We start from the raw sequence: 16,055 nt of genomic DNA on the forward strand, positions 1-16,055 counted from the left end.
TTAAATAGGCATACTTTTGGGTAAATGATTTTGCCGTTCCGGCATCGAATATGCAATTAACCTCTGGCAAAAGAGGAGGATTCGTATATATGAGACGGAATATAATATCAAACAGTGACGGTGTCAGTCTTCTGGAAGTTCTGATCGGGATGATTATTCTGGGGGTCGGGCTGATGGGTCTGGCGCCGATGGTGGTGGTATCGATTGAAGGTAATGTCATCTCGCGTGACAACTCCGTTGCCGCCAACCTTCTTAAACAGAAAGTGGAACATTTCGAGGGCCTCCATACCATGCCGACCGTCCCTTACATCGAAACGGAGACGGGCCTTCAAAGCATATATACGAGAACCACAAATATCCAGGATCATTCGGTCGATACGCTGATTCCGAACGGCGTTTATAAGATAGATGTTGTTGTCTCATGGACCGACAACCAGAACGTCCAGAGATCGAATCAGTATTCAACATATAAGGTCAAAAGTTCATAACAATGGAGTATGGCAGATGAAGAAATTACGCAATAACAGAGGATACACGATTGCCGAGCTTTTGATCGCCATGTTTATTACGGGCGTTCTGGCGGCGGCAGGTTTCGAATTTTATATATCGATGCATAACCAGACGCTGGCCCAGGAAGAGATCTCCGACATGCAACAGGCCTCCCGGGCCAGCCTCCAGGATATCACCCGGACGCTGCGCATGGCCGGATATAAAGTGGGCGCTCATGCACCGTACCGAATCAACGGCGATTCATTATTGATATTCTACAGCGACACACAGCCGATCGATACCATTATGTATTATCTCGAGGATTACACCAGTACTGAATTGCTGGCAATGCCCACCTTCCCTTCCGGCAGTTCGCCGCAAAAACTGATGAAAAAGGTCAACAGCGCCGCGGCGGAAGTCTTTGCGGACTGCATAACGGATGTCACTTTCACGGCCATCAATTCTTCTACGGTCCAGGTGACAATCGACATTCAGGCGGCCAAGCCGGATGAGGATTATGTTAATAATGGCGGGTACCGGACATACACGGCACTCGAAACGGTGAATTTAAGAAACGTTGCATTATAAAGGAAGGCGAACATGAGAAGAGCAATATTACATAATGAAAAAGGCAGCGCGCTCCTGATATCGCTGCTTCTGATGGGTATGCTGACGCTTCTGGCCGTGATGGCGGTCAGGTCGTCCAATACCGATATGGATCTGACCTTCAATCAGATCAACGGCGACAAGACCTTTTATATCGCCGAAGCGGGCGCCAAAAGAGCCATTGCAGAACTTAATATCGATCCGTCATGGACCGCCGGCTATTCGAATATTGGCTTCAATGGCGGTTCCTATACAGTCCAGATTACTGATAGTTCGACCAATGCCGCTCTGATTGACACTATCATTATCACCTCAACTGGATGGACCATTAACGCCCAGTCGGCCGTGGAAATGGCCGTGGTTCCGCGATATAATAACCCTTTCAAGCATGCTCTGTTCGGCGATGACGGTGTCGAGCTGAAGAACGGTATGAGGACGGACTCATACAATTCCGACTCCGGCTCATACGCAGCGACCAGAGATACGCTGGACGGCGATGTCGGCTCGAATGCCACTATCACCATGCATAACGGCTCTTATGTCGGCGGGGATGTGGTAACATCGAGCGACAGTTCGGCTCTGGACATCAACGGCGGTGCCACGGTCACGGGAGATGTCAAATACGATGTGCCTGAAGAGACGCTCGATCCGATCCCGCAAGCCGAATTTGATATGGCCGAGTCGAATAACGACAATACCACCGGAATATCCGGCAGTTATTCCTATAATCCATCAACCTATGCTTTTCAATCCAGTGGTACTGTTACGCTCTCTGACGGAACGTACTACTTTTCAAGCATAATATTGAAAAACAGCGCCGAGCTGATTATTGCCCCCGGGGCGGAAGTAAAAATATATGTCACCGGTGATATCGAAATCAAGAATTCCGGCGGGGTTAATGTCGGCGGAACCCCGGGCGACTTGATGTTTCTTTCTCAGGGAGATATCGTCCTGAAAAACAGTGGAGAATTGTCGGCCATTTTCTACAGTCCGGATGGCGATGGCGACCTGAGAAATTCGGCCGACTTCTATGGTTCGATCGTTGCAAAAACCATTGTAGTGCATAACAGCGCCGCTTTTCACTATGACCGCGAGCTGGGTAAAAAGAGAATCAGCAGTATTATCGGCTATGAAGCGGTCGCCTGGCGCGAACTATAAATTTAATGCATGAACCCTCCTTAAAAGTCGGGGAGTGATTGAAATCCCAACACATCACCCCCGCAACCCACAGCCGAACGGCGGGCTTCACACCCGCCGTTTTTTAATGGCCGACAGACATGACAGTCCGAATAATTACATCCTTCACAGATTATTTCAGTCTTAAAACTAGTTGAGATATCCGGGATACAATATGGGGACAGCCCCATACCGGACCGTCGACCCGGTATAATATATATTTGTAAGAGAATGTTTTACAGCAACTTAAAACCATACCGGGATGTCAATTTAAGTCGAATTTCTGGCAATAAAATTGCTTATTATTACAAAGAATGCACAGACCACATACAAACGAGAGATAAGGCATGATATATTGCGGAAATGAAAAAGGCAGCGCTCTGCTGATTTCGCTTCTGTTGATAGCGATGCTGTCAATTCTGGCCATAATGACGGTAAAATCATCCAACACCGATATCGATCTTACCTTCAATCAGCTCAACACCGACAAAACATTTTATATTGCCGAAGCGGGCGCTCGGAGAGCCATCGTGCAGCTTAACGCCGATCCGACATGGACGGCCGGCTACTCCAGCGTTGCCTTCAACAACGGCACATACACAGTGCAAATAATCGACAGTTCGGCGAATGCCGGGCTGAAGGATACCATCGTGATTATATCATCGGGATGGACCATCAGCGCCCAGGCAGTAATCGAGATGGCAGTGATCCCCGCATATAATAGCCCCTTTAAGTCGGCCCTGTTCGGCGATGATATTGTCGAATTGAAAAACGGCATGAGTACGGATTCATACAATTCCGATTCCGGTTCATATGCCGCAACACAGGATACGCTTTGCGGCGATGTCGGCTCGAATGCCGGTATCGTTATGCACAACGGCTCTAATGTCGGAGGGGATGTGGTAACATCGAGCGACAGTTCGTCTCTGGACATTAACGCCGGCGCCACGGTCACGGGAGATATCAAATACAATGTACCCAAAGAGACACTCGATCCGATTCCGCAATCCGAATTCGATATAGCCGAAGCTTATAATGATAATGTCAGCGGAATATCCGGGAGCTATTCCTATAATCCATCGAGTCATGCCTTTGAAACCAGTAGTACTGTAACGCTCTCCGATGGAACATACTATTTTTCAAGCCTGATTCTAAAAAACAGCGCGGAGTTGCTAATCGCCCCCGGAGCGGCAGTAAAAATATATGTGACCGGAGATATTGAAATCAAGAATTCCGGCGGGGTTAATGCCGGTGGAACCCCCGGTGATTTGATGTTCTTATCTCAGGGGGATCTTGTCCTGAAAAACAGCGGGGAAATATATGCGGTCTTTTATAATCCGGACGGCGACGCCGACCTGAGAAATTCATCCGATTTCTACGGATCAATTGTGGCCAATACAATTATAGTTCATAACAAGGCCGGATTCCATTATGATCGAAGTCTGGGCAGCAAGAGGCTGGGCGGCAATATCGGCTTTGCGGCGGTTGCCTGGCGGCAACGGAGTTAGCATACCTGCAGGTCTATGAATTGAATATTGTTGCTTTTCGTCTTCCATAATAATAAAGGCGGTCGACCAGACCGCCTTTATTTTTGCCTTAAAAGGCTCACCTAACCCCGAAATTGGCGCCGGCAAATTGCCTTTTACCTTAATTTATTGCTGCTCCATCAGGCAGACTTTAAGGGTGTCGCCTTCGGTCGGATAACCTTTCACGGCAACCTGATCACCCACCGAAAAATCGCAAAGGGCCAGAGGCGTCCCGTCAAGCCCGGTCAAAACGGCGCCGGGACAGACCCATCCGATCCAGTCAAAATCCTGGAAGGTGACGATACGCGTGTCGCAATCCAATGAGGCAATAAGGCCGTCAAATTCGACACAATCCTTGAAATTCGAGTCGGCCAGCTTGATCGAGACGGCCAGCAGGGTGGATGAATTGACAATATTGGCCTTGACCTCGACAACATCACCTACCTTCAAATCCGTGAAGGCATACCCGACAATTCTGAAAGATGGAACATTACCGACAACGACTTTGGCATTTGTACCGAAGTTGCCTGTGGCCGCCTGCTCGGTAAACTCGACTTTGCCGCCATCCACGCCCCAGATAATTGTGAAAGCATCAGTAGTGATGGTCTCGGTGCGCTCCGAAACGGTGAAGGTTCCGGCATCGTAATCGATGGCTGTTATGATATCCCTGAAGGAGAGGTCATAGTCCGGGCAATCCGATTCGAGATAGACACGAATCCGATTGGCCAGGATATATCCACTCTCCTGCAGAGTGCCGCAGACCTGCACCGAGTCGCCGATCTGAATATAGTCGAACGGGACCGGTGTTTCCACGCCCTGCTGTATCGTAAAAATTTCAGTCTCTTCATCGACAACGGCGGTCTCGGGATGATCGACAAAGGTCAGCATCTGCTGGGTCGGATCGATAGTGGCCACCCTGGCAGATATCTGAACCGGATCTCCGGCGATCAAAAAGACCGGCTGTGTCGGCGACACAGCATTGCTGTCGCCCGAGCCGACCGGGTTGTCGGCGGAACATCCGGCGAGCAGAATCATCAGGAATCCTGCAAGAAACAGAAAACGATGATGCCTGTTTACTTTCATTCTCTTCCTCCTCTGGTACTTATATTAATTCTTCTATTTGCCTCAAATAGACGGTTTGCTTGTTGGGTATTTAATTTAACGGTCAATGCAGAAATTCCCCTCACTTCTGATTGCGGCGTGCTCTTGGGCCCCGCACTCGGGTTGGGGAGGGAATACATTGATCGACTCATTGACTCCTGCTCTGCTGTTTAACAATTATATTCGCGGGAATATCTCCCGCTGTGTTATCTAATATGGCAAACCCTGTGCCGACTTTGCCGACGCAGGCAACTGCAGCTATTTTAAGGAGTTGCGGGAAGTTTTAAAAAAGAACGGGGCGAAGATTTCGCCCCGAATGGTTCAAAACCGGATCAGAGTGTACCGCGAAGTACAAAATAAGAACCGGTGAGTATTTCAATTAAATCTACAATTGCAGGGCTATCTGGTTAACAACAAATCCAAGCGCCATTTTAATCTGCTTCGCCACAATGACCGATGCATTGGAATTATAGCTTTACGAATAATCCTGGATGTTTTATCTTGGGAACTTAATATGCCTAAAGCGGTTGATATGATATTGTTTTGAGAGGATTGAAAAGGTGAGGGCGCTGCAGATTACACCCGGGGTTAAATATATTCTCCTGTCGTCGTTTTTCTTCGCCCTGATGAATGTCGGGGTGAAATATTTGAGCCATATCCCCTCCCATGAGATTGTCCTCGTCCGCGCCCTTGTCACACTTATATTGGGATATATCCTGATCCGCAAAAATAACCTTAAACCCTGGGGCAATAACAAAAAGTATCTTCTTTTGCGCGGCCTGACCGGAACGGCGGCGCTGGTAATGTATTTTTATACATTGCAGCATATGCCGCTGGCTTCGGCAGTGACGATCCAGTTTATGTCGCCGATTTTTACCATTATTATCTCAGGGATTTTCCTCAAGGAGCGCGCCACGCCGCTTCAATGGCTGTTTTTCCTGGTGGCTTTCGGCGGGGTGGTTATGGTCAAAGGCTTCGATCCGAGGGTGACGGTGCCGGAGCTGCTTATCGGTATTACCGCAGCGGTTTTCTCGGCGATGGCATATAACTTCATCCGCAAGCTGAAAGACTTCGACCATCCCCTGGTGGTGGTGTTTTACTTCCCGTTGGTGACAGTTCCGCTGGTCGGCTCATATTCGGTATTTCACTGGGTGGCGCCGCAAGCGTGGGAGTGGTTAATTCTGATCCTGATCGGTCTGGCTGTGACCGCCGCCCAGATATTCATGACCAGAGCTTACCAGTCCGACCGGGCTTCCAATATTTCCATTTTCAATTATCTCGGGACTGTCTATGCGATTGTAATCGGCCTGACGCTGTTCGATGAAACCATCAGCCTGCTGGGGTATGCCGGTTTTGTCCTGATTATAATCGGCGTCGTTTTAAGCAATCATTTCCGGGTCAATGATCAGCCGAATGGGGCAAAAAACCCGGCTGTTTCCTCCCCTATCGGTAAAAAATAATAATCGGAACATCGCTTCCCCTTTCTTGTTTTCAGGTTAAACAAAGAGATTTCTTTTTTGGAGGAAATATGAAAAAGTTATCAATTATATTTTTATTTATTTTGCTTATGTTACCGATTGGCATCAGGGCCGCGGATCAGTTTAGGGTCGGCGATTTGGTCCCCAATTTCGACCTGCCTTACGCAACCAAAGATACGATCGTCTTTTCCGGGATCAAGAATGAGGACCTCATGGGCAAGCGCTACGTGCTGGCCTTTTATCCGGCCGACTGGTCGCCGGGATGCACGCACGAAATGTGCACGTTTCGGGATGAGTTTGCCGATTTCCGCGACCTGAATGTGGAGATTCTACCGATATCGGGCGATTATGTCTTCAGCCACCACGAATGGGCCAAGCATCATAATCTCAATTTCAGACTTCTGGCGGACCATACCCGCTCCTTCGGAAACAAAATGGGCGTTTATATTGATGATTATGGAATGTTCAAAAGATCAGTTTTTGTGGTCGGGCCGGATGGACGATTTGAGTATATTGACTATGAATACTCGCTCGAAAACGATCAGGATTTCAGGGCTTTAAGGGCCTTTTTGATGGAAAAACGTTAAAAAGATGATATCGACAATAAATATTGCAAGATTTTGTTTCGAGGTAAAACATATATGATGAAGACAATAAATTTGAGCGTTACAGGGATGCATTGCAGCGGCTGCGCGCTGGCCGTTCAGGACGCTCTTGAGAAAGTAAAAGGTGTGATAGCAGTCACGGTCGATCATAATAAAAGAACAGCAGTCGTTTCTTATGACCAGGAACTCCCCGAAACCGGTGAATTGCTTAAGGCAATAAGAGAAGCTGGTTATTCGGGAGGTCTTTCCTCCTGAGAGAGCAGGTAGATAGCTCACTCATAACCGCGATGGAATATGGCCCATCGCGGTTTTTTTATTGAAAATTGCGGGCCCAATCGTATATCATAACACCATTACAATAAACGGCGATGTGATGCCCGGTGTATTTCGATGTAGAATAAAATTACCGGCGCTATTTCAAAGTATGGAGGTATATCAATGATTATTTCGACCACCCCCACTCTCGAAGGAAAGAAGATTGTGGAATATTACGGCCTGGTCAGCGGCGAGGCGATTCTCGGCGCCGATCTCTTCAAGGATCTGTTTGCGAGTATTCGCAATATTGTTGGCGGAAGATCGGCCGCCTATGAGGAGGAATTGCGCAAGGCCAAGAATCTGGCTGTTCAGGAGATGACCGAGGAGGCCCGGCGTCTGGGCGGCAACGCGGTGGTGGCCGTCGATCTGGACTATGAGACAATCACATTCGGATCGGGCAGCATGTTGATGGTTTCGGCCAGCGGCACCGCAGTTAAGATTGCATAGAGCCGAACCCGGTAACTTTCATTATGAAAAAGTGATTGCCTGTATCGTTGTTGCGAGGTATTAGTTCTCTGATGATAGAATCGTGAAGGCATATTACATTTTGCTTAAATCGGAGAATTATTACAATATTCGGGAGAGAGTATTATGATAGTCAAGAGACTCAGAGAAGAGATCGCCCGGCAGAGTGTTCCGGAAAATATGATGAACTACCAGCGATGGTTCAAAGAGAAACTCGAAAATCCGGTCGGTCTGAAGGGGCCGATAATCAAACGAATATCGGCGCAGTTTTTCAAAGAGGTTAAAGGCGAATCGAAAAAGAAAATTTTGGAGGACTGCGAGGAATTGCTCGAATCGGATATTGGAACCGAGCGCGGGATCGCCTTCATGTGGGCCGCTAATATCACCGACAGGATGAGTAAAACCGATTTTCCCCGTCTTGAGGGGTGGCTGAAAAAATATGTCTGCAACTGGGGCGCGTGCGATTCTCTCTGCTGTTGCGCGCTGGGCGAGTTGGTTGCCCTCTATCCGGAATTGATTCCTAAAGTGAAAAAGTGGACACCATCAAAAAACCGCTGGCTGCGGCGGGGTGCGGCGTTGAGCATGATTCCGACAGTCAGGCGCGGAGAGGGCTTGAAAGATGCTTTCGCCATCGCCGACATTCTTCTGACCGACGATGATGACATGGTGCAGAAGGGATACGGCTGGATGCTCAAAGTGGCGGGTGACAGTCACCGGGATGAAGTTTTTAAGTACGTCATGAAGAACAAGCGCCAAATGCCGCGCACGGCGCTTCGCTATGCCATCGAGAAGATGCCGGCCAATTTGAAAAAAGAAGCCATGAAAATAGATTGGTGAGATATGCTTGATGCCAAAAACAAAGTGATTGTCATCACCGGCGCATCGGCCGGGCTGGGCCGGGCGCTGGCAATGGAAGCGGGCCATCGAAAGGCTCGCGTCGTGCTGCTGGCCCGCGGTAAGACGGAACTGGAGAAAGTCCGCAAGCTTATAATCGAATCGGGCGGCGAAGCGCTGGTTCTTCCGACCGATATGACCAAACCGCCGGATGTGGCGCTGTCTTTTGCCGAGATCGAGTCGCGATGGAGCCGGGTCGATATTTTATTCAATGTCGCCGGGGTGGTCGAACCGGTGAAACGTCTTGTCAATGCGGGCGATGATGAGATAGTCCAATCGTTGATGATCAATGTCCTCGGCGTTTATATCGGCAGCCGTGAAGCGGTCAAAATCATGCAGAAGCAACTCTCGGGCGGGACAATTATCAATATCACCAGCGGCGCGGCCAAACGGGTGTATGTCGGCTGGTCACTGTATGGCTCGCAGAAAGCGGCCGTGGACCATTTTACGCGGGTGGTGGCGGAGGAATTGAAAGAGACGCCGATCCGAATTGCGGCCCTGTCCCCAGGACCGTTCGACAGTCATATGCAGAAAGTCATGCGCGGGACCGATATATCTGATTTCCCGGTTAAGGACAGGTTTGTTGAACTGCACCGAAGCGGCAAGCTGGCGACACCGGAACAACTGGCGCCGATGATTCTCGACATCGCCCTGACCGACTGGCCGGAACTGAGCGGGCGAGTTGAGGATATAAGGGATGGAGATTTCCAAAGATTATGTTTTCAAAACGGAGTTTTGATTCCTGATAGTATTCGCAAATAACAGATACTATGTGTAAGGAGGTTGCTAATGCCTAAACAAGAAATGGGATTAATGGGATATGTGGGAGAGTCTGTTGTTGAACAATGGCTAAAAAAGAAGTATTCTTCCCCAAAATATACGATTGTCAGACAAATAATGCCGACCGCCGTTCCCAAGACAGGCGGCCCATATCTCGATTTTGCAATTATAAAGAATGACAAAACGGTTGAAGCGATTTATGAGGTGAAGAGTCAGCATTTTATTTCCGGCGCCACTATGAAAATAAATAAATCGCTCACACATTGTTGGATAAAGAAAGGTAGAAAACTGAGATTCCAAACGCAGGATGGCAATATTTACCATGGAAGAATTTCTACCAATGTCTTTTTGGTTTTACTCGTAGTTCCAAACGAAGGTGGAAGATCCGTCATCGGAAGAGCTAATCTTAAATACATATTGCTTTTTGAAGACATTTGGAGAGAATTGGGAAAAAGTTTTCGCAAAACTACTATACTGAAACAGATAAAAGAGGATGCATCAATAGTTATAGATATATTAAAGGCTCCACATAAAGGATTACATCATCATGATTTATTGATGGAACATAGGGATATTGTAAAAAAACGAAAAAAAGCTTCAAGAAATAATAAATAATACTGATTATGAAAACCAACGGGCAGTCGGAAATCGGGACGATACGAAGTATCCTGCTCAAGCATCCCAAAGATGCTTTCCTGAGCCAGGGGAATATCGATCAGCAGTGGCGGCAGTTGAATTATACTGACCGGCCCGATTATAACAAGGCGCTCGAGGAATACGAAAAATTTCTCGGGCTGTTGCGGAAGGTCGTATTTGATTTTCATTTCCTTCCGGAAAACGACATCACCGGCCTTGATTCGATATACCTTCACGATCCGGTCATTATCACCAAAAAAGGCGCGATTCTCTGCAATATGGGCAAGAAGGAACGCGAGGATGAACCGGCGGCAGTCGGCCGGTATCTTTCGGAAACCGGCATCCCTGTTGCCGGCAAGATAACCGGCGACGGGCGGGTCGAAGGGGGCGATATTGTCTGGCTCGACGAGAAAACGCTGGCTGTCGGACACGGCTATCGCACCAACACCGAAGGCATCCGGCAATTAAAAGGGCTGACAGCGGACCTGGTCGAGGAATTTATAGTCGTGCCGCTCCCGCACTGGAAAGGGCCGGGCGATGTCATGCACCTGATGTCGATAATCAGCCCGATCGATAATGATCTCGCGGTGGTTTATTCGCTGCTGATGCCGATCCCGTTCCGGGAATATCTGATTAAACGTGGCATAGAATTAATCGAAGTGCCCGATTCGGAATTCGACTCGATGGGCTGCAATGTCCTGGCGGTGGCGCCGCGCAAGGTGATTATGCTTTCGGGCAATCCGATAACGCAGAAGGGACTGGAATCCGCGGGGGTTGAGGTTATGGTTTATGATGGCTTTGATATCTCCCGCAAGGGGGCCGGCGGTCCGACCTGCCTGACCAGACCGCTTCTAAGAAGCGACTGAAGGCAATTTATTTCGCTTTCGCGCCGATATAAAAAGAAAATATATTAATAAATGAATATGACTGATAAAACCTATCCGGCCGCGAAGCAAAATTTATTCTATGTTCTGCTGGGATTATTATTCCTGATATATCTCCCGGCGCTCATCGATCTGGTTCATGATTGGTATCATGACGCCAATTATTCCCATGGTTTTCTGGTTCCATTGGTTTCTTTTTACCTGATCTGGAAAAATCGTGGCGAGTTATCGCAAATCGAGGTCAAACCCAATGGATTGGGACTGGTAGTTATTATTTTCGGCGTCATTCTCTTTATTCTTGGCAATGGCGCTTCGGAATATTTCACGGTCAGGTTTTCGCTGGTGGTGATACTTTTTGGCATTATGCTGTATCATCTCGGCTCCGAATTTGTCCGCAAAAGCTGGTTTGCGGTTCTTTTTCTGGTCTTCATGATACCAATTCCATATGTGATATATTTTTCGGCCACATTTCCGATGCAGCTTCTGGCCAGTAAAGTCTCCTCGGTGCTGTTGAACATAATCGGGATGCCGGTGGTCCGGCAGGGGAATATTATTCATTTGCCCAATCAGGCGCTGGAAGTGGCCGAAGCCTGCTCCGGAATGCGTTCGCTGGTGTCGTTGCTGGCGCTGGGGGCGATTTACGCCTACCTGTCGCAAAAAAGCCTTACCGCCAAAATCATTCTGTTTCTTTCGGCAATTCCGATTGCAGTTATCGGTAATGTCTTCCGGGTTTTTGTTACTTCGGTAATTGTCTATACTTCGGATCTGACTGTCACCGAGGAGCCGTTTCATTCGATTATGGGGGCGATGGTCTTTGTAGTCGCCTTTATTATGCTGTTCGCGTTTGGCGCCATCCTGAGGAGGATATTCAAATGAAGAAGCAATATCTTCTCTCGATAGCTCTTATAATCTTCGGAGGCATTGTCGGCAATGCTTTGCGTTTCACCGAAAAACAGCCCGACCGGATGCCGGATTTCAGCCTTATCCCTCTGGTATATGCCGAATATAGCGGCACCGAACAGGTTTTGCCGGAGTTCGCTTATGACATTCTGAAGGCCGATCTCAGCACCGTTCGCGATTATAAAACGGCCGATGGCGAACCGGTGGATTTTTTCCTGGCATATTTCAAATCCCAAAAATACGGCAGCCAGATTCACTCACCGAAACATTGCCTTCCGGGCGGCGGCTGGCGAATCGAGGAGATACATCCTTTCCAGCTGCAACTGGCCGACGGGCGGATAAAAGATGTCAATCGACTGATTATATCGATCGATGACTATAAATCATTGATGTTGTATTGGTATGAAACCCGATCGGGTGAGATACGCAATGAATATGGCTTGAAATTCGATCTGGTCAAAAATTCGCTTCTGATCAGGCCGACCGATGCGGCCATTATTCGTATCACGGTCGGCGTGCCCGACGGCGATTTCAATAAAGCGACCCGGCAGGCGGTCGAATTTGTCCGCCGGTTTTATCCTTTTGTGGAAAAATCGCTTCCTTTTTAATCTAATTTTTTCTTGATATATTAGAAAACAGCAAGTACTATATATACTTATGATCAAAAGCCTGTTCCGACTTTTGCGTCCTCAGCAATGGCTGAAAAACGGGGTTGTCCTGGCCGGACTTATTTTTGCCGGTGAGGCCCATGTCTTATCCAAAACCGTCATTGCCTTCGAGGCCCTGATCGCCTTCTGTTTTCTTTCATCCGCAGTTTATGTTCTCAATGACATCATTGATCGCGAGCGCGACCGTCTCCACCCACTGAAAAAAAACCGTCCGATTGCTTCGGGGGAAATTTCGGTCTCGACTGCTTCCATAATCGGTGTTGTTTTGGCGGCGGTGGGAATTGCAATATCGGCCATGATTACTCAGTCGTTTCTAATAGTAGTCCTGAGTTATCTGGTCTTGAATATACTCTATACTTTTTTATTAAAAAATGTGGTGATAATAGATGTCATGTGCATCGCGGCCGGTTTTGTTCTCAGAGCGGCCGGCGGCGCTGTGGCGATAGATGTCGAGATCTCGGGCTGGCTCTTGATAACCACCTTTGTTCTGGCTCTTTTTCTGGGGCTGGGCAAACGAAGGCATGAGCTTATTTATCTTGAAAAAGAGGCCGGGGCGCATCGCAGGATTCTCGAAAAGTATTCCACTTATTTACTGGACCAGCTTATCGGGGTCGTAACCGCTTCGACAGTTATAACTTACCTGTTTTACACTTTGTCTCCCGAAGTGAGCGCCAAACTGGGCACACAATATTTATTTGCCACTATTCCTTTCGTTATTTACGGCATCTTCCGCTACCTGTATCTGGTCCACAAGGAGGAAAAGGGCGGTTCACCGACCCGCCTTCTGCTTACCGATCGGCCGCTGCTTCTGGATGTTTTGCTTTGGCTTGCATCGGTAATCCTTATCCTTTATATTTTCTGATGTTATAATTTGCTGATTAAGGGGAGCTGATGGAACGTCGCGATTTTCTAAAAAAGACCGCCAATGCCGCGGGACTGGCCGCTCTTACCGGAATTGTTGGGTTCGGTTTTCACAACCGTGAGACTTCATCCTATCAGGCGACAATGGCCAAGACCAAAGGATTCGAGGTTGCCGCGGACAGGTCGTTCCCCGCGCTCGCCCTGGCCAGAAATGAAAACCACCCGGAAGCGCTTCGAGCGGCGCTGGATGCCGTCGGCGGCGTGGACAGGTTCATTCAATCAGGAGATCGGGTTACCATCAAGCCCAATGTCGGCTGGGACAGACTGCCCAAACATGCCGCCGACACCAACCCGGAGCTGGTGGCCGAAATGGTGCGGCTATGCCTGGCGGCCGGAGCCGCCGAAGTGATCGTTACCGATATCACCTGCAATGATGCCCGCAGGACCTTTATCCGTTCCGGCATCAAAGAAGCGGCCGAAAATGCCGGCGCCAGGGTGATCCTTCCGGTCGAAGAGGATTATGTCATGACCGATCTGGGCGGCCAGCTTCTGACGGTTTGGCCGGTCCTCAAATATTTTATCGAAACCGACAAATTTATAAATATGCCGATCACCAAACAACATTCGCTTTCCTCATGTACAATAGCCATGAAGAATCTTTATGGCATCCTTGGCGGTCGGCGGAATCAGTTGCATCAGCAGATAGATCGAGCCATCGTTGATCTGGCGGCATTTATTCGACCGACATTGACGGTTGTCGATGCCACCCGTGTTCTAATGCGCAATGGCCCTCAGGGCGGATCGACAGCCGATGTCAGGATTGAGAATGTCGTCATGTGCTCGACCGACCAGGTGGCGGCCGATGCGCGCGCCTGCGAGTTTCTGGGATTGAAGGCCGAGAATGTGAGCCATATCGTACTGGCGGCTCAATCGGGCCTGGGCAATATTGATTACCGTGCCGGGGGCTATAAAGAAATTGCATAATGACTATTAAGACTGTCCGAAACCTCAGACGTATATCACAGATTCTTTTCTTCGGGATATTTTTCTGGCTGATACTGAAGACAAATTTTGAAGTCAATTTAAACCCGGCCGCCGGGGGTGAGATCATACTGCCCTATCCGGTTTCGATTGCCCTGCAATTCAACCCGCTGGTGGCGCTGGCCACACTTCTGGCGACAGGCACCATCTTCAAAGGGCTGCTCTGGTCGCTGGTTGTTTTGATCCCGACCATATTCCTGGGCCGTTTTTTCTGCGGCTGGGTCTGCCCTCTGGGAACACTCAATCACTGGGTGGCCGAAATACCATCGGAGCGGCTCAAGAGAAAGGGCCGCGGTCTGATCGAATCCAACCGGTACAAAAAATATCATCGCATAAAATATTACATACTTTTCGTTTTCCTGGCGGCGGCCGCAGCGGGGTCGCTTCAGATCGGCCTGCTGGACCCGTTGTCATTTCTGGCCAGATCCATCGGCACGGTCATCCTGCCGACCATTCACAGCAGCGCCGACGGCCTCCTGGGCTGGATAAAATCATTCGGGCTGGGGCCGATTTCAATAATGGCGCAATTTTTCTACGACCTTATATCACCGCTGCTGTTGACCTTCCGACAAGTGCATTTCCACACCATTCTGACCATCGGAATTATGTTCCTGGCGGTCATTGTTCTCAACCGCATTTTTACCAGATTCTGGTGCCGGGGAATCTGTCCGCTGGGGGCGATGCTCGGAATTTTCTCGCGCTATGCTATTTTCGGCCTGGCGAAAGATGCCCCGAGCTGCAACGGCTGTCAGAAATGCGTTCTGCACTGCCAGGGCGCCGATAATCCCGATGTCGGCTCGCGATGGCATCAGCCGGAATGTGTCCTTTGCCTTAACTGCCAGGCGGCCTGCCCGACCGGATCGCTCAAATTCAAATTTTATCCAAATCTCGAAAAGACCGAAGGCAACCCGGCCTCGACACAGAAAATCGATATTTCCCGGCGCAAGGTGATTATATCAACACTTGGCGGATTGGCTCTGGTGCCGCTGTTTCGCTCCGGGGACGCCTTTGAAGTCAATGCCGATGCCACCTTGATTCGTCCGCCGGGCTCGATGGCGGAAAATGAATTTCTGCAGCGCTGTATCAGATGCGGGCAGTGCATGCGGGTCTGCCCCAATAACGCCCTGCATCCGACTTTCATGGAATCGGGTCTGGAAGGGATCTGGTCGCCTATCCTGATCGCCAAAATCGGCTATTGTGAGCCAACCTGCACTCTTTGCGGACAGGTCTGCCCGACCGGAGCCATTGCGGAGTTGACCCTCAAGGAAAAAGTCGGCGATGAGAAAACCAAACCGAACCGGATCGGAACAGCGTTCATCGATCGCGGCAGGTGTCTCCCGTGGGCCATGGCCGTGCCCTGTATTGTCTGCGAGGAATGGTGCCCGACCTCCCCAAAAGCGATATACCTGAAGGAAGAAACCGTTATTAACAGCCGCGGCGAAGAAGTGAAAGTGAAGCAGCCGCATATTGATCCTGATCTGTGCACCGGCTGCGGCGCCTGTGAATACGCCTGCCCGGTAGCCGACCGGGCCGCGGTATATATCACATCGGTCGGCGAGTCGCGTTCGCTGCGCAACCAGGTTCTGCTTCAACGCAAAGGAATAGATCGCAGGAAAAAATAGAAGGAACT

General features: G+C 49.2%; 18 protein-coding genes. 17 read left to right on the forward strand and 1 reads right to left on the reverse strand.

Going from position 1 to position 16,055, the window contains the following annotated elements; genetic code table 11:
* The first annotated feature begins 89 nt into the window (after nucleotides 1-89).
* From CVT49_05650 to CVT49_05665, 4 genes are all read left to right on the forward strand, one after another.
* Nucleotides 90-488: a hypothetical protein gene (locus tag CVT49_05650; protein PKK83909.1), complete on the forward strand. Its 399-nt coding sequence runs from the start codon at nucleotides 90-92 to the stop codon at nucleotides 486-488.
* Nucleotides 409-1,077 carry a hypothetical protein gene (locus tag CVT49_05655; GenBank protein ID PKK83910.1) on the forward strand — a complete coding sequence of 223 codons (669 nt, stop codon included), beginning with the start codon at nucleotides 409-411 and terminating at the stop codon, nucleotides 1,075-1,077. Before CVT49_05650 ends, CVT49_05655 begins: the two co-directional genes overlap by 80 nt.
* 12 nt (nucleotides 1,078-1,089) lie before the next feature.
* Nucleotides 1,090-2,253: a hypothetical protein gene (locus tag CVT49_05660; GenBank protein ID PKK83911.1), complete on the forward strand. Its 1,164-nt coding sequence runs from the start codon at nucleotides 1,090-1,092 to the stop codon at nucleotides 2,251-2,253.
* A gap of 365 nt (nucleotides 2,254-2,618) precedes the next feature.
* Complete coding sequence (locus CVT49_05665) at nucleotides 2,619-3,779, forward strand: hypothetical protein (protein PKK83912.1); 1,161 nt, start codon at nucleotides 2,619-2,621, stop codon at nucleotides 3,777-3,779.
* Nucleotides 3,780-3,923: 144 nt separating this feature from the next.
* On the opposite strand, the gene CVT49_05670 is transcribed toward CVT49_05665, so the two are convergent.
* On the reverse strand, nucleotides 3,924-4,880 hold the full coding sequence (locus CVT49_05670) for a hypothetical protein (protein PKK83913.1): 957 nt from the start codon (nucleotides 4,878-4,880) through the stop codon (nucleotides 3,924-3,926).
* A 614-nt stretch (nucleotides 4,881-5,494) separates the two neighbouring features.
* Here CVT49_05670 and CVT49_05675 point away from each other — a divergent pair.
* From CVT49_05675 to CVT49_05735, 13 genes are all read left to right on the forward strand, one after another.
* Nucleotides 5,495-6,358, forward strand: a complete 864-nt coding sequence (locus CVT49_05675; GenBank protein ID PKK84016.1) for an EamA family transporter — start codon at nucleotides 5,495-5,497, stop codon at nucleotides 6,356-6,358.
* Between the two features lie 68 nt (nucleotides 6,359-6,426).
* On the forward strand, nucleotides 6,427-6,963 hold the full coding sequence (locus CVT49_05680) for a hypothetical protein (protein PKK83914.1): 537 nt from the start codon (nucleotides 6,427-6,429) through the stop codon (nucleotides 6,961-6,963).
* A gap of 54 nt (nucleotides 6,964-7,017) precedes the next feature.
* On the forward strand, nucleotides 7,018-7,236 hold the full coding sequence (locus CVT49_05685) for a hypothetical protein (GenBank protein PKK83915.1): 219 nt from the start codon (nucleotides 7,018-7,020) through the stop codon (nucleotides 7,234-7,236).
* A 183-nt stretch (nucleotides 7,237-7,419) separates the two neighbouring features.
* A complete protein-coding gene (locus CVT49_05690; GenBank protein PKK83916.1) occupies nucleotides 7,420-7,743 on the forward strand; it encodes a hypothetical protein in 324 nt (107 codons plus the stop codon).
* Between the two features lie 144 nt (nucleotides 7,744-7,887).
* Nucleotides 7,888-8,598: a DNA alkylation repair protein gene (locus tag CVT49_05695; GenBank protein ID PKK83917.1), complete on the forward strand. Its 711-nt coding sequence runs from the start codon at nucleotides 7,888-7,890 to the stop codon at nucleotides 8,596-8,598.
* A 3-nt stretch (nucleotides 8,599-8,601) separates the two neighbouring features.
* Nucleotides 8,602-9,417 carry a hypothetical protein gene (locus CVT49_05700; GenBank protein PKK83918.1) on the forward strand — a complete coding sequence of 272 codons (816 nt, stop codon included), beginning with the start codon at nucleotides 8,602-8,604 and terminating at the stop codon, nucleotides 9,415-9,417.
* A gap of 27 nt (nucleotides 9,418-9,444) precedes the next feature.
* Entirely contained in the window at nucleotides 9,445-10,050 is a 606-nt protein-coding gene (locus CVT49_05705) for a hypothetical protein (GenBank protein PKK83919.1), read from the forward strand.
* Nucleotides 10,051-10,058: 8 nt separating this feature from the next.
* On the forward strand, nucleotides 10,059-10,937 hold the full coding sequence (locus tag CVT49_05710; protein ID PKK83920.1) for an amidinotransferase: 879 nt from the start codon (nucleotides 10,059-10,061) through the stop codon (nucleotides 10,935-10,937).
* Between the two features lie 51 nt (nucleotides 10,938-10,988).
* Nucleotides 10,989-11,831 (forward strand): exosortase, encoded by an 843-nt coding sequence (locus CVT49_05715; GenBank protein PKK83921.1) that lies wholly within the window; start codon nucleotides 10,989-10,991, stop codon nucleotides 11,829-11,831.
* Entirely contained in the window at nucleotides 11,828-12,463 is a 636-nt protein-coding gene (gene epsI / locus CVT49_05720; GenBank protein ID PKK83922.1) for an EpsI family protein, read from the forward strand. The genes CVT49_05715 and epsI overlap by 4 nt, the downstream gene beginning before the upstream one ends.
* Nucleotides 12,464-12,512: 49 nt before the next feature.
* The gene (locus CVT49_05725) at nucleotides 12,513-13,385 is read left to right on the forward strand and encodes a decaprenyl-phosphate phosphoribosyltransferase (protein PKK83923.1); all 873 of its coding nucleotides are present in this window, start codon (nucleotides 12,513-12,515) and stop codon (nucleotides 13,383-13,385) included.
* A gap of 29 nt (nucleotides 13,386-13,414) precedes the next feature.
* Nucleotides 13,415-14,368 (forward strand): cytoplasmic protein, encoded by a 954-nt coding sequence (locus CVT49_05730; GenBank protein ID PKK83924.1) that lies wholly within the window; start codon nucleotides 13,415-13,417, stop codon nucleotides 14,366-14,368.
* Complete coding sequence (locus CVT49_05735; GenBank protein ID PKK83925.1) at nucleotides 14,368-16,047, forward strand: hypothetical protein; 1,680 nt, start codon at nucleotides 14,368-14,370, stop codon at nucleotides 16,045-16,047. Before CVT49_05730 ends, CVT49_05735 begins: the two co-directional genes overlap by 1 nt.
* Nucleotides 16,048-16,055: the final 8 nt, after the last annotated feature.

Source organism: candidate division Zixibacteria bacterium HGW-Zixibacteria-1, assembly GCA_002838945.1.
GTDB lineage: Bacteria > Zixibacteria > MSB-5A5 > GN15 > PGXB01 > PGXB01.